Origin of the sequence: Muriicola sp. SD30, from assembly GCF_041205185.1 — a bacterium.
Taxonomy (GTDB): Bacteria; Bacteroidota; Bacteroidia; order Flavobacteriales; family Flavobacteriaceae; genus Muriicola.
In genome coordinates this window covers 255130-279042 of record NZ_JBGEWB010000003.1, presented here as the reverse complement: position 1 = coordinate 279042, position 23913 = coordinate 255130, and the positions used below count along the sequence as shown (strand labels likewise).

Here is a 23913-nt window from a genome sequence, read left to right as displayed (position 1 = left end):
TTTAAATAACAACTCAACCAACGTTGGAAACAAATCACATGATAGGTTCAGACCTGGTAGATCGCTGCAGGGCGAACGACAGGAAGGCGCAAAGGGCCCTGTACAAGCAGTATTGCGAAGGCATGTTCTGTGTGGCGATGCGATTTGTGAACCGACAGGATGAGGCTGAAGACCTGGTGCAGGAAGCATTTATAAAGGCCTTTAAAAAGATTGAGCAGTTCAGGGGAGATGTCACCTTCGGGGCATGGTTGAAACGAATTGTGATCAACAAATGCCTCGACTTCCTGAAAAAGAAAAAAGAAAGGAGTGTTTCCATAGACGAATATGAGATGCAGATTGCAGAGGAACCCGAGTGGACAGTAGAGCTGCCGGTTTCAGTGGAAGAGGTAAAAAATGCGATGCAGAAACTGCCTGAAAAATACAAATATGTGGTGCAGCTATACCTGCTGGAGGGCTACGACCACAATGAGATAGCCGAGATTCTCGACCTGTCTCCCACGGCCAGCAGAACCCGATTGATGCGGGGAAAAGGATATTTACGAGCCTTATTAACAAAAAAAGAACATGAAACAGGATCTTAGAAAACTATTTGAAGAGGAACGGGCTAAAAAGCACGAGATGAAGGCAGGGCATGAAGCCCGTTTTGAAGATCGCCTGGAAGAGGCCTTCCCAAAACAAAAACGCTCCTTCTATTACGTCCTCGGGATGGCCGCCTCGGTGGTGGTGCTGATTGGGCTGGGCTTTGTCTTTGTACAACAGATGCAGACTGAGGTACCGGTAAAAACCACAGTACTCGAAAAACCAGCGGAAGAGGAAGGGACCTATGCTATTTCCCTGGGGGACCTTTCACCCGACCTTAAAAAAGTGGAGACTTATTATGTGAGCTCCATCAACCTGGAACTCTCCCGCCTGGAACTCTCCGAAGACAACAAGGTGATCATAGACGACTTTATGGGAAGGCTGGCTGAACTGAACTCAGAATACCAGAACCTGAACCGGGAACTGAACGAAATTGGCCCCAATGAACAAACCATAGGGGCACTTATCAATAACTTACAAATACGCTTACAACTCTTATTAAAACTCAAGGAAAAATTACATCAATTAAAATCATCAGACAATGAAACAGTTACGACTAACACAATTTAAACTTTATACCCTGGCCCTTGTCCTTTGCGGTACAGCAGGGTTTGCCCAAAAGCAGACCAAGACCTATAAGGAGGAATTTAAGGTGGAGGCCGATGCGGTGATCGACATCAATACCAGCTATGCCGATATCGTATTTGAAACCTGGGATAAAAACGAGGTGGTGGTGGAAGGCACCATAGAACTCGAAGGAGCCACGGAAGAAGAAGCCAAAGCCTATTATGATAAAGCCGGGATCAAGATCCTGGGGAATAGCAAAACCATCGAGGTAAGCACCTCAGGTGGCTGGGGCTGGGCCAAAATGGCCGGATTATGGCCCGAGGGTAGCAAGATGGAATTTCACAACATCGAAATTCCGGATGTGGAGGCGATCATTAGCAATATTGAGATGCCGGAAATGCCGCCCATGCCGCCAATGCCCGACATGCCACCATTGCCGCCTATGCCCGATTTCGACTTCGACTATGAAGCCTTTAAAAAGGACGGGGAGAAGTATATGAAGAAGTGGAAGAAAGAGTTTAACAAGAGCTTCGACAAGGAATACCAGGATAAAATGGAAGCCTGGGGCAAGGAATTTGCCGAAAGGGCTGAAGCTAACAAAGAGGCTATGGAAGACAGGCGTGAAGCCATGGAAGAACGAAGAGCCGAAATGGATGAACATCGTCAGGAAATGGAAGAACAGCGGCAGGAAATGAGGGAGCAGGCGCAGGTAGCCCGGGAACAGGCCATGCAGGACAGGGAACGTGCCCGAAAGGAAGTCAGGGAAGTACGGGAAAAAGCTTTGTTTCAAATGAGACAATCGGATGCGCCGAGTATCTTCTTCCATTCGGAAGGTGGGGAATCCAAGTCGTACAAGGTGAAAAAGACCATCAGGATCAAGATGCCAAAATCAGCCATCCTGAAAATGAATGTACGCCACGGGGAAGTAAAGCTGGCAGCCAACACTAAAAACATCAATGCAACCTTGTCTTACGCAAGGTTGCATGCTTCCAGCATTGAAGGGGATAAAACACAGATCACCGCCTCCTATACCCCTGTAAAAGTGGCCCAGTGGAAGTACGGCAACCTCAATACCAGCTATACCGATATGGTAGAGCTCGATGCGGTAACTGAACTCAATCTAAAATCGACCTCCTCTGAAGTGAGGATCAATAAGGTGATTAAAAACCTGTTTGGAAGAAATGATCTGGGGACCATCTACATCAGTTCGGTGGATCCCAATTTTAAGTCCATCGAAATTGAAATGAAGAACGGGGAACTGGAGTGCAATTTCCCTTCAACACCCTTTAATGTCTCGGTACAGAATTCGTATTCCGACTTTAATTATCCCAGTGCATGGAAGCTAAAGGGAAGTAAAAGTGGTGGAGAAATGGTGTATACCGGCAATTCAGGCCAGGGAAATACCAACCGAATCTTTAAACTCGTCTCTGCCTACAGCTCTGTAGTACTGCAATAAGTCTTATTCCTCCAGTACCAGGGTGCCAAAGATATCTGCATTGATCCATCCCTGGTTTTTATCCTCTCCCGGAACAAACACCGATCCTATAAAATTTTCCCGCTCCGCACTGCCGTCATTATCGCAGTAGGCCAGGGCAAAACCCACTTTTTTATCAGCCTTCAGGGGCACGTGTACATTAACGGCGCCGTCCTGGTAGGAATCTTTATAAAGCCTGATGGCCATCTCCCAGGTAGTGAGATTACCTTCGGTTTCCCGGGCCGAGCTGATATGGTCATTGTAAAGGCGGGGCTCGCGATCAGGGGCCAGGTCTACCACATTCCCGTCGAGGGCGATATGATAGGCAAAGGCGTTATGGCTAAACTGGTGCAGTCCGCCTGAATTGTCTTCATCGAGAAAGACCTCCACACAATCGTCATCCCACCAGAGCTTGAGCGGATCTTTACGGGCATCATAGAGGGTGTCATCTGTGATCTCCACCAGCAGGTAGAGGTAATCCTCATCCCAGCTCAGTTTGTAGCGGCCGTTAAAATCCTCATAACTGTAGGCTTCCCCCAGCCAATTCTGATCGATGGGGTGCCATGTGGCCAGGTTCCAAAAGTTTTCGGTGGCCTTGCCGTCGAGGGTAGGGGGCGTGTTCGTTTTTTTTACCACCAGCAACTGATGGTCTTTTTTCTTTGTGGAGTTGCCACAGCTTAAACAACACACCATGGCAAAAAGCAATAGGGCGTATCTCATTTTCAACAGGTTTAAAGTTCGCCTTGGCAAGGTGGCACCAACTGAAGCCCCATATAGTGGGGGACTAAGCGGTACATTTGCCATAGACTTGGGGTTTCTTTAGCAGATTAAAGATACAATTTATCCCCATTCATATTGAGTTTTCACGAAAATCTCGATAAAAAACGTAAGAAAATACTATTTAAATAGTAAGAAAATAATTTAAATAAATTGATCAACTCTGGCCTTGCCAGGCATATTCCCGGTATCATGCCCTTAGTGGGCGTCCTCCTTCAGGTAGTCCTTAAAGTTTGCCTTAAAACGATTCAAACGGGGGATGGAGACATTCCGGATATAGGAATCATTGGGATGCTTGCGCTCGTAGTCCTGGTGGTAGTCTTCGGCCTCCCAGAAGGTAGTCAGGGGCTTAATTTCGGTAACAATGGGTTCGCCATAGACATCACTCTCTTCCAAAGCCTTCAGATAGGCTTCGATGATCTTTTTTTCTTCCTCATTCTCGTAAAAGGCTATGGAACGGTACTGAGGACCCCTGTCTGGTCCCTGCCGGTTTAAGGTGGTGGGATCATGGGAACCAAAAAATACCTGTACCAGCTCAAAGAAGGAGACTTTTTCAGGATCGTAATATACTTCTACCGCCTCGGCATGGGAAGTGCGACCGTAACTCACCTGCTGGTAGGTAGGGTTCTCTTCTGTTCCTCCGGCATAGCCCGATACGGCTTCTTTTACGCCTTTGACACTTTCAAATATGGCTTCCACACACCAGAAACAACCGCTGGCAAAATAGGCGGTCTCGTATTCCTGTAGCTCGGCCTTGGTGATTTTTTTAGCCTGCACTTCCGGTTCGGGTTGTGCCTGGGTAGGAGTTTTGGTTTTCGACTGGCAACTTACAGACACCAGGGCAAGGAGGGCAAAAAGGGTAGTTTTTAGCAATTTCATAGCAATTTTTAGCTTTTTTGTACGGGGAAGGTATAAAACCTTACAAAAAATGGGGTTAAAGCAGTGTTAATTATCCGGGGAGAATGGCCTATCTTTCTCTTTTAAAAGACGATGTAATTGGCAGATTTTACTCACATTCTATCTTCAATTCAACCCGGCCCCCTGCTTGACGCTTCCATTCCTTTCAGGGAATATACCCCCCTAGATCTCAGTGTGGACAATAAGGCACTTGAGGGAATCGACCTTTCTGATCCGCCTGCCTGCCAGGAATATATAGATTCAGTCTTAGTAAAGAATAAGGCCAGGGTGGCCTACGGGGGCTATCTGGAGAGGCGAAATCTATACAGTGGGAATGAGGCTTTTTCGGAAGGGGAGGAGCGCAGAGATGTGCATTTGGGGGTCGACTTCTGGACTGAGGCTGGAACAGCCGTACTGGTGCCTATTGACGGGGAGGTACAAAGCTTTAGGAACAATGCTGTAAAAGGAGATTACGGCCCTACTATCATTTTAAGGCATACCATAAAGGGGGTGGTATTCCACAGCCTGTACGGGCATTTGTCGCTCGAATCCCTTGATGGGTTATTCGAGGGCAAGCGATTTAAAAAAGGTGAAGTCCTGGCAACTCTAGGTACACCGGAAGAGAATGTGAACTATGCGCCCCATCTGCATTTTCAATTGATACTTGATATTCAAGGGATGCAGGGCGACTATCCCGGAGTTTGCCTGGTATCGGAAAAAGGGTTCTACCGGGCCAATTGCCCGGATCCGAACCACTTGTTTTCACTTTAGGTATTTACTTTTTGCTTTTCTTTACAAAAACCAGGTCGTCTTCGCTGATGGTCATTTCGGGGCTAAGTTGTTTTACATCTTTTCCCTTTTCCTGCATCTTTTCGTAGTTCTCCATCCCGCGGGCGATCACTTCGGCCATATCAGTCTGTATCTCCGCCAGTTCTTCTTCTGAAAAGATTCTGGCTTCCTGTTTGGTGACCAGTTTCTGTATCTTCTTCATCTTATAGTCTGAAACATCTACAGGGATAAGTCGAACACTCGCTTTGAGTCCGCCCATCTTTGGTACTACATCGATCAGGTAGGTGCCTCCAGCCTGCAACTCGGCTTCCACAAAGGATTTATTTTCAGAACGAGCCCAGAAAAGGTGTTTCCCCGGTTCGCATTCATAGACAAAATAGCCAAGGCCGTTAAACTTTCCTATGGCTTCTTCCCCGTCAAAATAGGTAAAGTTGATCAGGGCCCCCAGGGCACTGGCGCGAGTAAAATAGACGGTGCTTGTCTCCGCAGGAGGTTGGGCAAAGGCCAGGGTGGTTTGTGCAAGGACAATTAAAAGAACAAGAATATTTTTCATGTTTTGTGCTTTAATATGAGTGTTGAATTGTTGATTTTTCTAAGGAGCTAACGAAAAAGAGCACAAGATATTTTAACACGGGATCCCAGGCTTAATAGTTTTTCCTAGTCTAGAGGAATAGAGACCCCAAAGGCTGCTGCTCCTGCAAATTGCCTTACGGTGGGGTGGAAATAGTAGGTAAAGGCAACATCAAAATTATTCTCAGGCCCCAGGGCGAGGCCTAGAGCGAAGGGGATATGGTAGATAAGGCCACTGGCCTGGAGGTCGGTACCAGAAGAAAAGGTCTCAAAACTGCCTATGGATACCCCTATCCCGCCTTCCACATAAGGGGCCACCCAGGGGATGGGCGCTACGAGGCGGGCCTTGCCCCCCAGCAGGGCACCATTAGAATCTGAGCGAAAGCGTGGCCCGGGCGGTTCATCATCCCTAAAGCGGGTTTTGGCAAAGATGACCCCGGCATAGGGGCGGAGTTCAAACCAGGTGGTAAGGGGGTGTACATATTCCCCCTGCATGTAAAAACCGGTACCTGTAACGTTTACGTCGTCATAGGGGACGCTCAGGCCATATCCTGCGACCACATCTATTGAGCGTTCACTGACATACTGGGCGGAGGTGAGTTGGGAAAATAAAAGGAACAGAGCAAGGAAAAGGAAGGGCAATTTTTTTTTCATGCGATAAGGGGAAATGCTATTTCTTTTTTTTAAATATAAATAATAATCCAGATACAAGCAGCACTAAAATGGAACTCAGGGGGATACCGGTGCTAAGAACCCAGAAAATTTTCATGGCTAGCTGGCCACCCCGGAAGGAATCCACTTCACTGAAATTAAAGTTCATATTTCCCGCGAGAAAATAGGAGAGGGGTAGCCATAAAATACCAAGGACTATAAGGATTTTAAGGATTACGGATAATACCTTGTAGGCCTTACCCTGCGGTGTCCTGAACCTACTGCTGCCCCAGTAGAGGGCAAAGGGCAGGGAGATCATGATGGCCCAGGTACTGAATGAACCCAAAGGGAGGGTGTCATTTTTTCCCAGGGGGAAATTTAGAAGGGGTGAACCCGAAAACAGCAGATAACTACACACTAAAAATAGGAGCAGGGAGACAGAAAAAAATAGTTGAGGCCGTTTCATGAATATAAAATTAGCATAAGAACAGCTTACTTTCTATAAATGTTTTTGCCTTATCGAATCAGGGGTCCATACAATGAGTCCGGCCAAGGGGGTAGCAAGGAATTTCTGGTTTGCAAATTCTATGCGCTGTACTTCAAGGGTTCTTTTCATAGCGAAAAATGTTTAGTGATAAGGCATTAGCAAGCTCAGCTAAGAAAGATTTAGTATAAGGTCTTCCATACCACTTTACTCTTGTTACCCATTATTTAACAGCTCCCGGATCACCTCAGTGGTAAGCTCAAATCCGGGCTGATTGGGATTGCCTTCCCAGACTACAATACCCTCGGGATTTATAATGACGCAATGGGGGATAGCCTGTATTTTATACTGGCGTTTCATCCGTTTCCGGGAATCGATAGCATTGAAATATTCAACTGCAGGGTTCTTCTGTTTTCTTACTTTAAACCAGGGTTCATCACTTATACCGATTACCACCAGTTCGTTGTGAAACAGGCGGTTAAAGGCGTTGAGTTTTGGGATGGCCCTTTTGCAGGGGGCACACCAGGTAGCCCAGAAATCGATTAAGACAAATTTCCCTTTTGTATCGGGGGTTTCAGTAAGCCATTGTTCAACGAGTAGTTCCGGGGCCTTTTTGTTGAGGTACGATTTGGCCCATATTTTTTTCTCCTGAGCCATGCAGTTAAAGACAAGGAAGAGGAGGATTAGGGAAGTAATTAATTTCATATGATTTTAGAAGCGTATGCTATGAGTTAATGCGGATGCGGTATGATTTGCTAATATATGTTTTTGACAAGAATTTTTTAAATTATGCCTTCCTGACAAACTCAGATTTGAGTCCCATAGAGCCAAAGCCATCTATTTTGCAGTCGATATTATGATCACCTTCTGCCAGGCGGATGTTCTTTACCTTGGTGCCCGCCTTTACAGGTTTAGGAGCCCCTTTTACGGGAAGGTCTTTGATGACGATCACCGTATCTCCATTTGTGAGTACATTCCCGTTTGCATCTACCACTTTTATGCCCTCTTCTTCGGGCTTTTCCTCAGGGTTCCATTCGTGGAAACATTCCGGGCAGGCGTAAATGGCGTTGCCCAGGGAATACCCGTAAGGGGAAGCGCATTTGGGGCAGGAGGTGGTTTTGTTGGGCATGGAGTTGGTTTTTATGAGATGTTCTAATGGGCCGGCTATTGGCGTTGTTAGACAGTTTTATTTATATTTAGATTTCATTTTTTTTATCAATTTCAACTCTTCCTCTTTGAAATTACTTTCATTAATATCAAGTATAAGTGTTTTGACTGCTTGTAATTTTCTAGAGTCACTAATTTCTAAATTATCCATTGTCTTTAAAGCAAAAATGACCTCCTCTTTTTCATCTCTTGCCAACATATTTTTAATTTTTTCGGCTATTAAATTTTGAATCACTTTGTCTGAAAAGATTGATTTAGAAAATGATTCTATTAAACATTCAAAATTTGCATCTTCGCGGTCAATTACTTTTAAAGTTGTTTTGATGGACTTAATTATAATGTCTTTACTGACCTTTTCTATTTCAATTTTATCAAAAACTTCATCTATTTTTTCGCACTCGATGTTTGTAAGTATAGCTGTAATGATATTTTCAATTAATAAGTTTTTATTTAATTTCATTAATAGCCTCAGTAATTCAAATTTTCGATTGTCATTCTGCTTAGAAATAACTTTTTCAAAATCCTTAGTTAGATAATCATTTTCAAGAGATTCTGAAATCCATTCTATGATAACCTCTTCATTGTCCTGGTCTATAAGATTAATATAACTAGTATATATTGCTTCAATTTGTTCTTCTGATAAACCTGTCTCATCATTAGTATTTTTAAGCATTAATCGTAACGTATTCGAGATTTCTTTTTTTGTCTCCCAATCTGTTACTTGGTTAAACCTATTAATTATATGCTGTGCAAAAGGCCAATTTTGTGTTTTAAAATTAGAAATGATGTTTAAAAAAAGGTTATTAGTAAATACTATTAAATCTTGTGATTCATTCTTTGAAAAATATTGATTTAACCAAGTAATTAATTGATCCTTATAAGTAGCATCAGTAGTTATATAATAAAGTTCGGTAATGACTTCTAGTAATATTTTTAACGTATTTTGATAATTCTCTTTATTAGATTGTGAATTATATTGTTGCCATAACCAAGTTTGTTTACTGTTTATAGCGCTAAATAAATCAGTTCTTGTTTTAGTGTTCTTCACACTCGCAATAAATGGTTTCAATTTTGTTAACCAAAAAGGTGTTTTTGTAAAATCATTTATTGCATTTATAAATGGGATTAGTTTGTTTACAAGATTGTTAGTTTGCGCTTCTGATAACCCAACTATTTCATCATAAAGAGTAATAAGTTCTAATTTTAGGTTAGAATCCTCGTTTTCAATATTATTTTCAATTTTATCGATGTACTCATTAATTAAAGTGCTCTCTATTAAATTTTCTATAACAACTTTATCGGTTAATAAAGTTTTAACTTTATCTGCAAACTTCTGATCATTTGCAAGGTATTTAGAGAATTTTGATGATACACCTTTTAATTTTTTAGAGTCCAATTTGAACGCCTCAATAAAATCAAATATTAGCTCTTGACTATCTTCATTATGGTTTATCTGCTCATAAAGATTTTGTAATATGTTACTTGATAAAGCAGGATGTTTTTTGATAAATTCAATAGTTGTTTTTGAATCGATTAATGATAAAATATCTTTTCTTTTTGGTGAATTTATAAAACTTCTAAATCCTCCTAAAAACTTACTTGAATTATAAATATATTTATCTAGTAGACTTCTCGTACTATTATCACTGGCTAATCCGAAAATTAAAGATATTAGGTTGACAATAGTTGTTTTTAATTCACCTCTTTTTAGTGCAGTTTCGAATTTCGAATCAATGAATTCGATTAATTTATCAAAGTCTAATTCATTTATTTTAAGTTGTTCTTTAATACCTTTTAAGTCATTAGATTGAACTAAATTATTTGTTTTATCAGGTATATCTTTATAGGAATCTTTATTTATAAAGAATAATTCAAAATTGTTGTGATTAGGTTTTATATGATTTGTTCTTCTTAGAAAATTTCTTTGCTCAATGTTTAACTTAAAATTATTGATGTAATAAATACCTTCTTTTTCAACTATACTATTGTTGGTATTTTCCAATAAGTGAGTATTATTTTTTAATTCAGAATATAACTCAGGCCATTCTTCTCTTATTACTAGTTTTTTTGATATAAATGCTAAATTGTCAGTTAGTGAACCTTTAGGAATCAAATCCGATTTTTCTTGCATTTCTGACAATAATATTTCCGTTTGCAAAACATTAAGAAACTGAATTATTTTTCTTGGATTCTTTGAAAATTGTTGTGCAACAATAGAAATAATTTCAATTTGGAAATTTAAATTATAGTCATCATTAAGGCTTTTAGCAAAATCAAATAAATCACCCTCAGAATTATTTTTTATAGTAACAGTGGTATTGAATAGTTTTCTTAAAAATTCATTAGGGTTATTTCCTTGTTCTCTAATGTGTTTTTTTATTTCGTCTTCATCTATAGGAATAATAAAAACCACACCCTTTTGTTCTAGAAAGTTCTTAATTGTCAATAGCAATTCAAATGCTAAATTTTTATGACATCTATCTATATTATCAATTACTAAAACTAACTTTTTAGTTTTCTTTCTAGGTTTCCAAAGTATATCGGTAATCCACTCCCAATTAGTTTTAGGCTTGTGTGTTATTTTTTTTATGATTTCGTCAAATATATTTTCGAACTGTTCTGGAGCAAATACTTTTTGTTTTGAAACTGTGACTTTATATTTTACAAAAGTCTCCCTTAATAATGTTGTGATAATCGTTAGAAAAACACCAATTATACTTGTTATTATTTTAACATCAGTCTGCGCTGGAAAAAGTAAAATCAGAAAAAGTAAAAGAGGTGATAGAGTGAGCCACCACCCAAAGGAATATTTATTGACAGCAAGTTTATGGTCAATATCCTCACTTCTGTCTTCATAAAAAGACTTAAAGGAATCTGATATGTCTAGTTTAAAGAACTCTTTTAACTCAAATAAGAATGTTCTTCTAAAAGAGTCTTTAGAATACTTCCAGGCATCATACGTAAAGACTGCTACATCCGATTTAGGGTCATTATTGAATTTATCTTCTATTGTTTTAATTATGGAAGATTTTCCTACTCCCCAACCGCCAAAAAGACCAATTGTAAATGGTGTTTTGGATTGAGATATTATTTCAGACAATGTATCAACATAGGGTTTAGCGCCAAGTAAATCGTTTTCGTCAAGATTTATTTCCTTATCAGGAATGTATTTTATTTTCATTTATAGTTTTAATTTAGTTATGGGTCAAAGAATTTTTGGTAATACTGTACATCTCATAATATGTCAGTTTATATTTATATAATCTCCATCTTTCCGGGGTAATAAGGTAAGCTACTGTAAGTATACCAAAACAAGCACAAAATTTAAAACGTTTTTTCTTACTTCTATTTAGGAATTATCAACAAGGGCCCTGCGGGCAAATTCCAAATAACAAATAACAAATTCCAAAACTCTCTTGGATCGAAACACTTTGCTAATGTCACATCTCGACTCCCATGCCATAGGCAGGCAGGCGCTCGATATGACAAAGGCACCTGAGGCAGGTGCTCGACCTGACAGGCGGCAAGTTTTGCTATTGCTTAAGGGTACTTATGTTATTCTTCTGAGTTGATTATAGATAGTATTTTATCCGAGGATTCAATTAATTCACTATAAAAATCTTCTAAGGCAATACATTGGTAATATCTCGAAACCAGCACGGACTCCAGGGTTTTATCATTAAGAATTTTATCCTCGTCAATTGAAGAGGTGGGTCTTGGATCGTCTTTGTAAAATGAGGCTATAAATTCAAACTCATTATCCTTCTGGAATATCACCGCGTATTCCGCATTTATATAGGGTTCAAACTTGGTCTGAATCTGTGCATTAGAAATATGTTCCCGCTCTTTTGTTCGCTCAATTAAGGCGTAATAATTAAGCACAGCGGTGCGTAATTCGGTATCTAATGCAGGTATTTCGTTCGATTGGGTCATTGTTTCTATCCCATTGGTATTTGGACTAAACTGAAATTCCCGTACCAATAAGATCAAATACTTTTTCATGGAATTATTGAGCGGTACTAGCGTCTTTATTTGCGCCATTGAAGAGTCGGCACATTTTATGTTTTGCGTCATATTTTCTTTTAAACTCTGCAATTGCGTCTGGTCTTCTATTAAGTTCTGCCTGAGTATTTCCAGATGACTGGCAATGGACTTGTCTATTTTATTGCTCTCATTCCAATTGTTAATCTGAAGTGCAATTAAAATTCCTATCACCACCAGGATGATCTCCCCAATAGCGTATTTAAGGTACTTACCCGCCTTCGCTGAAGCTTCGGCGGACGAGCCTGTTTTCGAGCCAGCCGGAGCTTTAGCAGAGGTTGGGTTGTCATTCATAAGCCTGTATCTTATATTCCTAAAAAACTTAATCATGCCCTAATTTAAGGATTATTGCGGCTAAATGTTCCTGGGGGAAATAACTAGGTCTCGACTCCCGTCCCTACGGGAGGCAGGCGCTCGACCTGACATAGTTTTGCTTTGTATGAAATGAATAACGCGCAAGATTATAAAAAAGCCCTTCGAAGATTTTCAGAAATAAGGGCGTGGCCAGCGGAAGTGCGTTTAACAAGCCTACCGAAGGGAGGCGCAGTTAAAAAGAGCATGGAGCGACAGACCCGAGCCTGGTTTTTGCCCGGATGCCTATCGGGCAAAAAATTTCCTAAAATCTTCTTGATCTTTTCGCCCATTTTGGATCAAGCCAAAATGGGCATAAGAATAAAAAATTATTCTTTTTAGTGGGATTTTAAACTTGCTGATAATAAGTCATTTTACCCACCCCTTTGTCCCCTACCAGGAGGGGATTTAGGGGTGGGTTTCCCTCCCGGGAGGGTCGCTTACGCTTCACAGCTTCAGCGACGAAGCGGAGCACTTGGTTAATGTCATATCTCGACTCCCATGCCATAGGCAGGCAGGCGCTCGATATGACAAAGGCAACCGAGGCAGGCGCTCGGTCTCGACTCCCGTGCCAGAGGCAGGCAGGCGCTCGACCTGACAGGTGTGCTTAAAAAGGAAGTAGAACTATATTTTAATAATATCCGTAGGGGTTTCTACCAGAATGGTGATATCTCCCCTCAGGGCGATGGGTTGTTTCAGGATCTCGGGGTGGTTGCGGATCATTTTAATCCAGTCATCCGCAGAGTAATCGTGCTGCTCAAATTGCGAACGATAAGAAGGGTGCTCCTGGTTCACCAGCTCTTTGATCTCCATCTTTAAACGTGCGGCCAGTTCGGCGATCTGGGTGCCGGTAAGGGGCGTTTTTGAGATGTCTATTTCCCGTATCGGCAAACCCTCCGCTTTGGCATAAGCCAGCGTCTGTTTGGCCCTGCTTGAACCAGAACTGTAAAACAATGTGATCTGCCTGTCTGATGATGCTATTTCTCCCATAATCAAGTGTAAGAATTAGATTGTCTTTTTTTACCCTTATGTGTTTCCAGATGATGCCTTAGCAAAAGCTTTAAGCTCTGCAGATAGTCTTCCATGACCTTTTTGTCCATATGGGGATCTTCTTTTACCGGCAAAGTCATGGGGTTTTCATCCAGATAACTGTAAAGTTCAGGGTAATTAGTTTCAATATTTGCTGTGAGTTGGGTAATTTCCATTAAAATTTTCTGCAGAGATTTCATGACAAGAGATTTTTAGTTTACATCATAAATCAAGGCCAACGTGTTCAGCTTTTCTGCGCACTTTTAGGCCATGGTGCTGATAAGAATTCCACTTATTAATATAATCATTTATTTGCCCATTTTTGAATACCGGCATGGAAAAATCCGGTCGGGAATTCACGACTACAGTATATGGAGGAATTTATCACTTCCAAATGACCTGTTACAGAAATCACTTGGGGTGATTAAAATCATTGTTCACCTTTTTCAGGGGAAGTAATTTTGGGTGTTATTCTATAAAAACAGCACTCAAATGAAAACAATACTATACGCCACAGACTATTCAAAAAACTCATCTGCTGCCCTGAAATATGCCTATGCCCTGAGTTCAAAATTAAAGGCCCGTCTACTGGTCATTCACGTTTTTGATTATCCCACCCTCTTAGACCATTTAAACTTTAAGGCCGAAGACCCTTTTCCTGATATAGAAGGGGACGCGTTTAAAAAGCACAATGCAAAACTGCAGGAATTTTGCAAATCGACCTTACACGGAGAAGTGGATGCCCTGAACATTGAGACCGAAGCTATTGAAAGCAAGTCGGTTGAAGACGCTATCGTAAGCAAGGCCAAAGAGGCTGAAGCCTTTATGATCATAACCGGGATGAAGGGGGGCAGCGCCCTGCGGGAGGTAATTATGGGCAATACCACCAAACACCTGCTTGAGAAATCACCCTGCCCGGTCTTAAGTATCCCTGCGGATGCGAGCGATCCCCGGATCAGGACCATTGTGTATGCCACCGATTTTGAAGAGGAGGATTTGGGGGCCATTGATAAACTAACGGAATTTGCAAAGCCATTTAAGGCTAAAATCAGGATCGTGCATTTATCCAACCCTCAACGGGCAATTACCGAAGTACAGAAAAAACTTCTTGAGGAAAAGCTCAGAAAGCATATTGAGTACAGTCCGATGGAATTCGACTTCCTGTCTTCCGAGGATGTATTTACCGACCTGAAGCTCTACCTGGGCAAGGCCAATGCCGATATTATTGCCATGCTGGAAAGGGAACACAAGAGCCTTGCTTCTCAGCTATTCCACAGGGACATGGTAAAACGGATGGAAGGCTATGGCCGGGTGCCTCTGATGTGTTTTAATGCAAAGAACTACGGGATATTCCATTTTTAACAACTTAAAATCCATTTAAAATGGCCAGAAGAATATTCAGGATCGTTATTGTCATTGCCATCGCCCTGGGGATTTATCTCTTTGTTTCAAAAGATTCGTATTCCAAAACCTTTCTGATAGCTACCGCGAGCATAGATTTTTTGGCACTCAGCCTTGGGATCCACGGCCTGATAGCGCATTCGCTGCGTCCTTCGTCGAAAGGGGAATTAATTACCTATCCACTGCTGATGTGGGTGCTCTGGGCACTGCTGTTTTTAGGGTTTGTGTTTTTTATAATCCCTGTTTACTGCCCCGATTTCCTCCTGGAATTGTAGAAATCACTTAGAACGACCGTTCTTTTGGTTGTGGCACTTTCCCTGGCGGCTTCGAGGATTTCCATGACCACCATATTGTTCTCCAGGGTGGAGAGGGCATAGGGAGGGAGTGTAATCTCCCCCCTGATCACCGCTGCAAACAACGCAAAGGGATCATCATAGGGAGGATGCCTTTCCTCCAGGTGATATTTTTCTTCCTGAAATCCATCATAGCCCTCGGCAAGCCGCATGCGAAGGTCGTGGCGGTTATCGGCATACAAGGCACCAGTAAGGCCATAGATTTCCATGTCTTTCCTTCCCATGGGCCAGTTCCATGAGGCCTGTATAATGGCATTGCTCTGCGGATAGGTGAGGATGATGGTAGCATCGTCATCTACAAGGGGATTGTTCTCTTTTTGCTGCTGTTGTACAATGGCAGTAACCGTTTCAGGCCTTGTTCCTTCCTGCAGCCAGGTGAGCAGGTTGGCCCCATAGCAGCCAAAATCCATCAGGGCCCCTCCGCCATTTTGTACAGGGTCTGTAAGCCATTCCAGGAATTCACTGTTAACCCCGATTTTTTTAGGGCCTCTGTGTCCGTCCCGGACCACCACCTTGCGGAGATCGCCTATTTTTCCTGATTTTAAAAGGGCGTAGGCTTTGTGGTTAGAAGGGTACCAGGTGGTTTCGTAATTGGTAAGTAAATGGATGTTGTGTTTTTTGGCCAGGGCCTGCATTTTAACGGCGTGATCGAGGCTTACTGCCAGGGGTTTTTCCACCATTACATGGATGCCCAGGGGCGCGCAGGTCTCCACCACCTGCAGGTGTTCATAAATGGTCCCAAAGGCGGTTACGGCTTCGGGGCGGGTCGCTGAGATCATTTCCTCCATGGTATCATAGACCAGGCTCATGGGGAAGTTGTGTTGTGTGGCATACCTACTTGCCAGGTCGCGGTTGGGTTCAACAATACCCACGATCTCAATATCGCCCCGGTCTTCCCGGCCCAGTATCCAGTGCACGTGGGTATGTGTAAGTCCGACTACCCCAATTTTCAGCGGTTCTTCCTGTGCGTATCCCTGTAAGGAGAAGAACAGAATCATCAAAAAGGTAAATGACATTCTGAATTTTATGACCGGGATGAGCGCAATGTGCATTTTAAATATCTGATTTACGAGAATAAATTAAGCATATTATTCTTTGGTTTCCTGTTCAATCAATGCAATCAATTCCTTGTTTTTTTCCCTCAGGTTGTACAAATGCTGGGTGTAGAAATATTTGGCCTCAACAAAATTAAAGAGATCTATAAAGATTTTTTTCTCTCTGGAAGCCAGCAGATCCTTATAAGTCCAGTTTTTCTTTTCGTACCCGTATGTCCAGTGGATTCTGTTTTCACTGGGTTTAAAGGATTCGTATACACTGGCCATCCGGGAATGGCGTTCGTCGTAGATTTCCTGAATGCCTTCGAAGAGTTCCCTGTTTTTGATCAGGCCGGACCGGCCGTCGGCGATCATGGAAGTATAGGTGGCCGTGATGGGTCTGAAGGAGATTCCCCGGTAGAATATATGCTTCATTAGGGAGGTGTCTGGAGCCATAAAGAGACTTTTGTAGGTTTCTCCTTCGTAAACAGGATCTTCAAAGCTTTTATCCATCTCATTAATAAGGCTGATCTCATTGGCAAAGGTTTGTATCAGGCTGTCTAAAAGGGCATTGTCTTTTGTCAGGTCGTTTTTAATTCCGATAAGGTAGTTTCTGGCCATTTTAGCTTCTTTCCTGCCTTCATTCCAGTTGTTGATCTGCAGGGCGATCAGAATACCAATTACCACCAGGATGATCTCCCCGATAGCATATTTTAGGTATTTGGATGTATTTCCTGTTTCCATGAGATTGAATCTGATTTTACGGAAGAATTTGATCATAGGTTTGTATGAATTTCACCCACCCCTTTGTCCCCTCCCGGGAGGGGATATAGGGGTGGGTTTCCCTCTTTGAAGGAGAATTTTTTACAAATTTGTCGGAAGAATTTAATCATCATTTATTTTTTCAATTCCTGGTCTATCAGGTTTAGAATTTCATCAATTCTATTTCTTAAAATCAGGGACTGGCTATTGGTAAGCTTGCTGAATGTTGCACAAGTGGCTATATAATCTTCAAAATTAGAATGATCTAAAAGAGCGGACAGGTCATTACTTTTTTTAGAATCTTGTAAAAGAAAATCTGTATTTGCATCTCGATCTAAAAGTATGGATTCTATGACACCATTTCTCCAATAGGAACTAAGGATGTTTCTATAAGAACTATGCTCAATTAATTCCGCAGTATAATCCCCTCTTCGGTCACGCCACTCAACTTCTTCTTCTGTCACCTGAATGATTTCACTTGTCCAGCGGGATAATTTTTCCTTTAATTCAGGATTTTGCAGGAATTGTATTCTGCCTGAACTTGCCACATCATTCACAATAGGGTCAAATGTCGGGGCAAGAATGGTCTGTCCGATATACTTCAAGATACTATCCCTATTCCGTTTATCGGGGTGATCTATATAATCGAACAATTTTAAGGAAGCAGAAATCATTTCATTTCTCATTTCGATCTTTTCATCTAACTGCTCCAGATTGCTGCGAAATTCGGATTGCAATTGAATTAATAGTTCGGTTTCTTGCCTTCTGTCTTTTCTTTCTTCATTCCAATTGTTGATCTGCAGAGCAATTAGGATACCGATGACGACCAGTAAGATCTCGCCTATGGCGTATTTCAAATACTTTCCTGTTTTCGAGCCAGCCGGAGCTTTAGCAGAGGTTGGGTTTTCACTCATAAGACTGTATCGTATTTGACGGAAGAATTTGATCATTGCTTATCTAATTCTTCTTGCATAAGTTCTATAACTTCTTCTGTTTGTTGTAAGAGAGATATTGTTCGCTCTTCAGTTCTCTTGATTCTCCAGTAATGGTTATTCATGATGTTGGAAAATTCTACCTGTTGTAGAACTACTCTTGGATCTATAGAGAAACGCGATTTGAAATAGCGTGGGTCATCACGTGAATCCGTATTATAATCCACGTCATCCCATTGTATCCATTTGTTTAAATATGAAGTAATTGTACTTGAAAACTGTTGTGCCCATTCATTTTCCTCCCTCTCAAGATCCTTTAATACAGAAGACCATTTACTTATCTTTCTTCTAATCTCCGGGTTGGAAATGATATTTATATTTCCAGAATTTAAAACGTCTGTCGAAATTTCACATCTTCTCGTAAAACCTATTTCCCCAAACCAGTGATTCACTTGTTCAATTTCTAAATTTGATTTTTGGGGTCCGAGTTGCATCCGAATACTGTCACCATACAATCTCATATCAGAGATTAAATATTTACAACTTTCCATAGCCGACTTGTTTGAATTGAATTCACTGAAAAGTGCTGTGATACTGGCTTTCTCTAATTTTCTTAATTGTCGATTTTCGTTCCAATTATTGACTTGTAGTGCTATTAATATACCTATGGCGACAAGGATGATCTCGCCAATGGCGTATTTAATGTATTTGGAGGATTTGTTTTCCATAATTAGTGATTGGCGTATTTGGCGAAAGAATTTGATCATCATATAAAATATTCTGTCATTCCTGCGAAGGCAGGAATCCACTTATAAGTTAGTTTTAGACTTCTTTAAGATTAGGCCAATCACTAGATAGATCTTCCCAATTGGGATTTTCTTTTTCAATTGCATTTATTTTCCATTGACGCTTCCATTTTTTCATGTTTTTTTCTCGCTGTATGGCATCATTAACATATTGAAAAGTTTCAAAATAGACCAATCGGTCAAGACTATACTTTTTTGTAAAACCTTCAATAAGTTTATTTTTATGCTCAAACATCCTACGTTCTAGATTGTTTGTAACTCCAATATACAATGTTCCATTATACTTATTTGAGAGTATGTATAAATAGTATTGATGAACATTTTTATGCATTATTCTATTCTAATTGGATTCCTGCCTTCGCAGGAATGACAGCGTGCTGTTTTCAAGAAAGAGATTATCTCGGATTTGTCCAAAGAATTTAATCATGATTGGTGGGTTCTAATGTTGGTTGATCTGCAGTTCCCATTCTAGGAGGGCCATAATTTCCAGGATGCGTTTTCTCAGGATCTGGGACTGGGAAAGGGCAAATCGGTTGGTGGATATGGCCCTTTCTAGCAGGTCTTCAAAATTTGGATGGTCGAGCAGTAAATTGATGTCTGCCTTGTGTCTAGACAGTCCGATACTTTCATCGAGCACTTCCGTTTGCTGATTCCCGGCCTCGATGAGGTAATTTTTTATCAATCCAGATTCTATGGCTACCTGCCTTATGGTTCTGAGCTGATAGTGTTCTATTAAAAAGGGAGTATACAGTTCATTTCGGATTTTTTTCCAGCCCAGATCATCTTCCTGTACACTAACCACATCGGAGGTCCAGAGGGAGAGTAGCAGTTTCAGGCTATCACTTTGGATAAGACGCAAACTCCCTGAGCTCGCCAGATCACTTACTATAGGATCGAAAGTAGAGTATGGGATGGTCAAACCTAAAAGTCGGTCCACACTATCTTTTTGGCGAAGGGGGGGATGATCGATTAGTTGAAAAAGCTTTTTAACGGCCTCGATCAAATCCATTTTTACCTCTATTTTTTCATCGAGTTGTTTGAGATTGCTGGTAAACTCGGTGTGTAATTGATGGAGGATGGCCGTTTCCTCCCGGCGTTCGGCCTGTTCTTCCTTCCAGTTGTTGATCTGCAGGGCGATCAGTATACCGATGACCACCAATAAGATCTCGCCTATGGCATAGAGAAGGTATTTTGAAAATTTGTTCTCGCTGAGCATGCGCTGGCGGATGTGTCTGAAAAATTTGATCATAAGGAGGCTATTTTTTCTTTAAGCGCTTTTAGTTGCTCTTGTCTGGACGCTATCTTTCCCAAGGCATTATAACTTCTTCCCATATCCCCTATTAGGTAATTCTCCATTTTCGGGTTTCTTAAAATATTTTTATGATCTGTATCTAAATTTCGGTAATCCTTGATAGAGGCTATCTTAGCATAGAAATCCTTAACATCTACCTCATTGATGACCAGATTTCCGGTGTCTTCGTTCATGTAATCCTCCGGGAGGGTGTACATCAGCGGTTCAAAATGATTTTCTACAAACCTGAGTATGGAATTAAAGGCGTATTCCAAAATCACAAAATCGGCATTGTACTGAGACAGGTCCTTTAATATTTCTTCCTGACTAAAATTGTTGAATGTTCCTGAAGTTTTTGCGGCTTCAAAGGTAGTGGCATTGCTGATGGGGTTTATCGTATAGAAGATCGGTTCCACATACATCGAAAATTTTTGCAATTCCATATTCTTATTGGGATTGCGGACATAGGTAAGTAAGGTATCCAGGTATTCTATCCGTTTGGTATAAAATTTTTCATAGAACTGTAGTTTTTCTTCATCTTTCTCAAGATCGAGCAAGAGGTTTTCAAGAAAATTATGCTCAACCCTTTTGGCAATTTGTTCCTCATTCCAATTATTGATCTGCAGAGCGATGAGTATACCGATGACCACCAGGATGATCTCTCCGATCGCATAGAGTAAGTAACGGCTCACTTTGTTTTCAGCTAGGAGTCTTTGGCGTATTCGTCTGAAAAATTTGATCATGTAGTGGTTTATGTTGGTTAGGTGGTTTTAGATCCGGAATCAAGACTTCTTCTTCTCTGTAAGTTCAATTTGTTTTTCCATAAGTTCTGCGATACGGTTTAACAACTCTATGTCTTTGGGAGTGGATACTTTTACATCTTTAGGATCCTGGGCCTGGTTCCGCAGCGCATTCATAAACTTTACCACCAGGAAGACGGTAAAGCCAATAATAATAAAATCAAAGGAGGCTTCGATAAGTTTCCCATAGCCTATGGCGATCTGCTCGGGGTTGGCTACCCCATCAGTGACCACAGCCTCCCGAATCACCCATTTTTTATTTTCCCAGTTGATGCCATCGGTTAAGAAGGAGAGGGGCGGAAGGAAGATTTCCTTCACCAGTACATCAACTACCTTATTAAAAGCCGTACCGATGATTACCCCTATGGCGATGTCTATCATGTTTCCCTTTACGGCAAATTCCTTGAATTCTTCCAGAAGCTTAAATTCCATAGGTCTGTCTGATTTTAATTTTTTCTCTTTGATTAGTTAGTCTTTATTAAATGATGGATTCCGGTCAATGAAATACACGGAATTAAATGTAGGAAATTCTCAGTCTATTTAGCGGTTCTAGGTGGAGATGGCATCATAAAACATGGGAATAGTGCTTTAAAATGGCATTTTTAAAAGGATGATCTGCCGATAAACGACCCCTTTTTTCGGTAAGCGGTTTTTGGGGTTTGTGACGTTCACCGATGATTTTTTGCACTTTACCCAAGTTCTTGCCAGATACCGAAAAATAAGGGTTTTTCAGCGAACGGTAAGGGGTTGAAGGGCCTGTTACTGCGTTTTATATATATAAAACGCAAGACATGAAAACGCTAGTAACTATCTTCTTTATCTTCTTTATCAGCTTCGCTGCCCAGGCTCAGGAAAATACTGCTGAGGTAAAGGTTGAAACTGCAAAGAAGGAGATCGTTACTGAGACTGCTAAAGAGAACAGCGTTGCCCGTCTTTACCGTTTTAAGAATAGCAGAATCAAAAAGGAATTGTCTTTTAAGACTAAGAAGAGTGCTTCTAAACTGGCATAATTCTTATTTCCGTCTCGCTAAGGCTCAATCTGATATTTCTCCATTTTTATAATCTCTTTATATCTTGAAGATTCCAGATAGGGATTCCTTTAATTCTTTTGTTCATTTTACCTTGATGCCAAATGCGCAGTATTGATGAATACCTATAAAAAACAATAGATATCACATGAATAAAATGAACATAAAACATCAAGAAGGTTTTAGGAAATTTTTGCGCCCTTTAAGTCCTGATAAATATCAGCGGGCACAAAATCATGGCGTGGCTATCGCTGCATGCTCTTTTTCGTTTTACGAAACGCACTTCCGCTGGCCACACCATTATTTCTGAAAACCTTCATTACCTCACATCTATGTATGGAAGTGGAGATATGGCATGCATCTGGGTAATAAAATAGGTCTCGACTCCCATGCCAGAGGCAGGCAGGCGCTCGACCTGACAAGTGACGCTCGACCAGACAAACCCTGTTTAACCCGACTCAGGATTTCATTATATAAACGTAGTTCCCGTGCTGGGTATAGCGGTAAACCTTGCCTTCTGAGTTGCGTTCAAAGACCACGGTCTCTCCCAGTTCCCCGTCATCGCGTACTCGCCTGAAGGTGTCCCCTTCTATATGTTTGTACAGGGTGATATTGTCTGCCGGTGTCCTTGAGGGGAGGTTGATCATCATCAGCTGCCCTTCCCAGCTCCCGATATACTCCTCACTGCCCCAGGGACGTGCGTCGTAATAGCCTGTGTAGTCTTCGAATTTGATATCGGTATCGGCTTTTTTTCCTGATTTCACCTTGTTGAGGATGCCGTATATCCCGCTGCTGTATCTATTGGGGTTTGTGCCACCGGCGTTGATCATCACGGCATAAGCGCGTTTATTCTTTAAATCGAGTTGTAGGGTAGAGCGGTAACCGGGACATGATCCTCCGTGGCCTACCCATGTACTGCCACTGGCGCCTTTGTACACTACAAAGCCCAGGCCCCAGCTGCTGCGCCAGTTGGGATCCATAAAGTGTACCTGTTGCATGAGTTTTAGGGTCGCTGGCTTTAAAATCTCAGCCGTGGTGGTATCCCGCAGGCGAAACTGCCAGGAAGCAAATTTCCCCAGGTCGAGTACATTGGATGAAAAACCGGCTGCGGCTTTGATTCCTTTGGCCTGGAAGAAATTAACCTTAGGTCGTTCCCCTTCGCGGTCGAGCGCACTGTATCCTATTGCCAGGGAGCTGCCGTAGAGGTTTTCGGGCAGTTCGGTACGGGTATTCCCCATTTGGAGGGGCGTGAGGATGTGTTCCTGTACATAGTCGTCATAGGTCTGGCCGGATACCTCTTCTATGATCTCCCCCAGAAGCGTTAGGGCCAGGTTACTGTACTGATAATAGGTGGAGGCGGGGTAGAGGGTCTCTTGTTCCTTCAGGCCGCTGTTTACCTCTTCCTGGGTAGGAAATGGGAAGTCGGGTCCTGTCCAGTATGGTGCATTGGCCTCCCTCGGCAGGCCTGAGGAATGGGTGAGCAGGCTGCGGACGGTGATGGGGCCGCTTTCGGGGAATTGCTGTTTCAGGTCGTAATTGGGCAACAGGCTTTCTATGGGATCGTCGAGGCGGAGTTTCCCTTCCTCGTAGAGGGTCATGATAGACACTGCCGTAAAGAGTTTAGAGATAGAGCAGATGCTGCAGAGGGTCTCAGCAGTCATGGGGACGGGCTGAGACTTATTGGCTTGTCCGAAGGCCCCTGACCAGAGTACCTCCTGGTCTTCGATTACAGCCGCTGAGATACCGGGCAGTTTATCGAAATCTTTTTGGGCGTCGAGCCAGACCTCGATAAGATTAAAGGCCTCGGAATAGTCTTTTTTTTCTTCGTTTTGCGACAGCACTGAGTTTGGGAACAGGAAAAGGAGGAAAAGGAAGGGGAGAAGTGTGAGGTAGGAGGGGCGAAGTGGGAAGTAGGAGGTTTGAAGTTGGAAGTACGAGGGGCGTTGTTGGAGGTTGGAGGATGTTTTCATGTTTGATGGTGTCTAGGAGTTGTTGTTTTTGGTTTATAAGCATAAAAGATAGCTCTTTTTAGGGAAATTATAGCAGGATAAGGGATGGAACCTACCGATAAACGACCCCTTTTTTCGGTAAGCGGATTTTAGACTTTGTGACGTTCACCGATGATTTTTT

General features: G+C 41.9%; 27 protein-coding genes. 7 read left to right on the top strand and 20 right to left on the bottom strand.

The window, feature by feature from the left end:
* Positions 1-38: 38 nt before the first annotated feature.
* Genes AB8P51_RS10240 through AB8P51_RS10230 form a run of 3 tightly spaced genes read left to right on the top strand, consistent with a single transcriptional unit; the run spans position 39 to position 2602 of the window.
* Positions 39-581, top strand: coding sequence for an RNA polymerase sigma factor (locus AB8P51_RS10240; RefSeq protein WP_369748737.1), 543 nt, complete (start codon positions 39-41; stop codon positions 579-581).
* Entirely contained in the window at positions 565-1149 is a 585-nt protein-coding gene (locus AB8P51_RS10235) for a hypothetical protein (protein ID WP_369748736.1), read from the top strand. The genes AB8P51_RS10240 and AB8P51_RS10235 overlap by 17 nt, the downstream gene beginning before the upstream one ends.
* Complete coding sequence (locus AB8P51_RS10230) at positions 1121-2602, top strand: hypothetical protein (RefSeq protein ID WP_369748735.1); 1482 nt, start codon at positions 1121-1123, stop codon at positions 2600-2602. Before AB8P51_RS10235 ends, AB8P51_RS10230 begins: the two co-directional genes overlap by 29 nt.
* A gap of 3 nt (positions 2603-2605) precedes the next feature.
* Here AB8P51_RS10230 and AB8P51_RS10225 read toward each other — a convergent pair whose 3' ends face one another.
* The gene (locus AB8P51_RS10225; RefSeq protein ID WP_369748734.1) at positions 2606-3424 is read right to left on the bottom strand and encodes a sugar-binding protein; all 819 of its coding nucleotides are present in this window, start codon (positions 3422-3424) and stop codon (positions 2606-2608) included.
* A 171-nt stretch (positions 3425-3595) separates the two neighbouring features.
* Positions 3596-4276 (bottom strand): peptide-methionine (S)-S-oxide reductase MsrA, encoded by a 681-nt coding sequence (msrA, locus tag AB8P51_RS10220; RefSeq protein ID WP_369748733.1) that lies wholly within the window; start codon positions 4274-4276, stop codon positions 3596-3598.
* A gap of 117 nt (positions 4277-4393) precedes the next feature.
* Between msrA and AB8P51_RS10215 the strand changes: the two genes are divergently transcribed.
* Complete coding sequence (locus AB8P51_RS10215; RefSeq protein WP_369748732.1) at positions 4394-5065, top strand: peptidoglycan DD-metalloendopeptidase family protein; 672 nt, start codon at positions 4394-4396, stop codon at positions 5063-5065.
* Positions 5066-5069: 4 nt separating this feature from the next.
* Here the strand turns inward: AB8P51_RS10215 and AB8P51_RS10210 are convergent, their stop codons facing one another.
* The 9 genes from AB8P51_RS10210 to AB8P51_RS10170 all read right to left on the bottom strand — a co-directional run bounded on the left by AB8P51_RS10210 (position 5070) and on the right by AB8P51_RS10170 (position 13576).
* On the bottom strand, positions 5070-5636 hold the full coding sequence (locus AB8P51_RS10210) for a hypothetical protein (protein WP_369748731.1): 567 nt from the start codon (positions 5634-5636) through the stop codon (positions 5070-5072).
* Positions 5637-5740: 104 nt separating this feature from the next.
* A complete protein-coding gene (locus tag AB8P51_RS10205) occupies positions 5741-6307 on the bottom strand; it encodes a hypothetical protein (RefSeq protein WP_369748730.1) in 567 nt (188 codons plus the stop codon).
* Between the two features lie 16 nt (positions 6308-6323).
* Entirely contained in the window at positions 6324-6770 is a 447-nt protein-coding gene (locus AB8P51_RS10200) for a hypothetical protein (RefSeq protein ID WP_369748729.1), read from the bottom strand.
* A gap of 234 nt (positions 6771-7004) precedes the next feature.
* Positions 7005-7493 (bottom strand): thioredoxin-like domain-containing protein, encoded by a 489-nt coding sequence (locus tag AB8P51_RS10195; RefSeq protein WP_369748728.1) that lies wholly within the window; start codon positions 7491-7493, stop codon positions 7005-7007.
* Positions 7494-7575: 82 nt separating this feature from the next.
* Positions 7576-7917: a zinc ribbon domain-containing protein YjdM gene (locus tag AB8P51_RS10190; protein WP_369748727.1), complete on the bottom strand. Its 342-nt coding sequence runs from the start codon at positions 7915-7917 to the stop codon at positions 7576-7578.
* A gap of 57 nt (positions 7918-7974) precedes the next feature.
* Entirely contained in the window at positions 7975-11136 is a 3162-nt protein-coding gene (locus AB8P51_RS10185; protein WP_369748726.1) for a P-loop NTPase fold protein, read from the bottom strand.
* Positions 11137-11510: 374 nt separating this feature from the next.
* Positions 11511-12290: a DUF6090 family protein gene (locus AB8P51_RS10180; protein ID WP_369748724.1), complete on the bottom strand. Its 780-nt coding sequence runs from the start codon at positions 12288-12290 to the stop codon at positions 11511-11513.
* Between the two features lie 681 nt (positions 12291-12971).
* Entirely contained in the window at positions 12972-13337 is a 366-nt protein-coding gene (locus AB8P51_RS10175; RefSeq protein ID WP_369748723.1) for an arsenate reductase family protein, read from the bottom strand.
* 2 nt (positions 13338-13339) lie between these two features.
* Positions 13340-13576, bottom strand: coding sequence for a hypothetical protein (locus AB8P51_RS10170; protein ID WP_369748722.1), 237 nt, complete (start codon positions 13574-13576; stop codon positions 13340-13342).
* 292 nt (positions 13577-13868) lie between these two features.
* Here AB8P51_RS10170 and AB8P51_RS10165 point away from each other — a divergent pair, with 292 nt between their 5' ends.
* Together AB8P51_RS10165 and AB8P51_RS10160 are read left to right on the top strand one after the other, a co-directional pair.
* Complete coding sequence (locus AB8P51_RS10165) at positions 13869-14738, top strand: universal stress protein (protein ID WP_369748721.1); 870 nt, start codon at positions 13869-13871, stop codon at positions 14736-14738.
* Between the two features lie 20 nt (positions 14739-14758).
* Positions 14759-15052 carry a hypothetical protein gene (locus AB8P51_RS10160; RefSeq protein ID WP_369748720.1) on the top strand — a complete coding sequence of 98 codons (294 nt, stop codon included), beginning with the start codon at positions 14759-14761 and terminating at the stop codon, positions 15050-15052.
* On the opposite strand, the gene AB8P51_RS10155 is transcribed toward AB8P51_RS10160, so the two are convergent.
* The 8 genes from AB8P51_RS10155 to mscL all read right to left on the bottom strand — a co-directional run bounded on the left by AB8P51_RS10155 (position 15022) and on the right by mscL (position 21187).
* The gene (locus tag AB8P51_RS10155) at positions 15022-16146 is read right to left on the bottom strand and encodes a Gfo/Idh/MocA family protein (protein ID WP_369748719.1); all 1125 of its coding nucleotides are present in this window, start codon (positions 16144-16146) and stop codon (positions 15022-15024) included. The two genes, AB8P51_RS10160 and AB8P51_RS10155, sit on opposite strands and share 31 nt — an antisense overlap.
* 72 nt (positions 16147-16218) lie before the next feature.
* Entirely contained in the window at positions 16219-16944 is a 726-nt protein-coding gene (locus tag AB8P51_RS10150; protein ID WP_369748718.1) for a DUF6090 family protein, read from the bottom strand.
* Positions 16945-17060: 116 nt separating this feature from the next.
* A complete protein-coding gene (locus AB8P51_RS10145) occupies positions 17061-17876 on the bottom strand; it encodes a DUF6090 family protein (protein WP_369748717.1) in 816 nt (271 codons plus the stop codon).
* The gene (locus tag AB8P51_RS10140; protein ID WP_369748716.1) at positions 17873-18586 is read right to left on the bottom strand and encodes a hypothetical protein; all 714 of its coding nucleotides are present in this window, start codon (positions 18584-18586) and stop codon (positions 17873-17875) included. Before AB8P51_RS10140 ends, AB8P51_RS10145 begins: the two co-directional genes overlap by 4 nt.
* Positions 18587-18680: 94 nt before the next feature.
* A complete protein-coding gene (locus AB8P51_RS10135; RefSeq protein ID WP_369748715.1) occupies positions 18681-18995 on the bottom strand; it encodes a GIY-YIG nuclease family protein in 315 nt (104 codons plus the stop codon).
* A 108-nt stretch (positions 18996-19103) separates the two neighbouring features.
* On the bottom strand, positions 19104-19913 hold the full coding sequence (locus AB8P51_RS10130; RefSeq protein WP_369748714.1) for a DUF6090 family protein: 810 nt from the start codon (positions 19911-19913) through the stop codon (positions 19104-19106).
* Positions 19910-20698: a DUF6090 family protein gene (locus AB8P51_RS10125; protein ID WP_369748713.1), complete on the bottom strand. Its 789-nt coding sequence runs from the start codon at positions 20696-20698 to the stop codon at positions 19910-19912. Before AB8P51_RS10125 ends, AB8P51_RS10130 begins: the two co-directional genes overlap by 4 nt.
* Positions 20699-20737: 39 nt before the next feature.
* Complete coding sequence (mscL, locus tag AB8P51_RS10120; RefSeq protein WP_369748712.1) at positions 20738-21187, bottom strand: large conductance mechanosensitive channel protein MscL; 450 nt, start codon at positions 21185-21187, stop codon at positions 20738-20740.
* A 359-nt stretch (positions 21188-21546) separates the two neighbouring features.
* Here mscL and AB8P51_RS10115 point away from each other — a divergent pair, with 359 nt between their 5' ends.
* The gene (locus AB8P51_RS10115) at positions 21547-21765 is read left to right on the top strand and encodes a hypothetical protein (RefSeq protein WP_369748710.1); all 219 of its coding nucleotides are present in this window, start codon (positions 21547-21549) and stop codon (positions 21763-21765) included.
* Between the two features lie 476 nt (positions 21766-22241).
* Here AB8P51_RS10115 and AB8P51_RS10110 read toward each other — a convergent pair whose 3' ends face one another.
* Positions 22242-23753: a serine hydrolase domain-containing protein gene (locus AB8P51_RS10110; protein WP_369748711.1), complete on the bottom strand. Its 1512-nt coding sequence runs from the start codon at positions 23751-23753 to the stop codon at positions 22242-22244.
* Between the last annotated feature and the right edge of the window lie 160 nt (positions 23754-23913).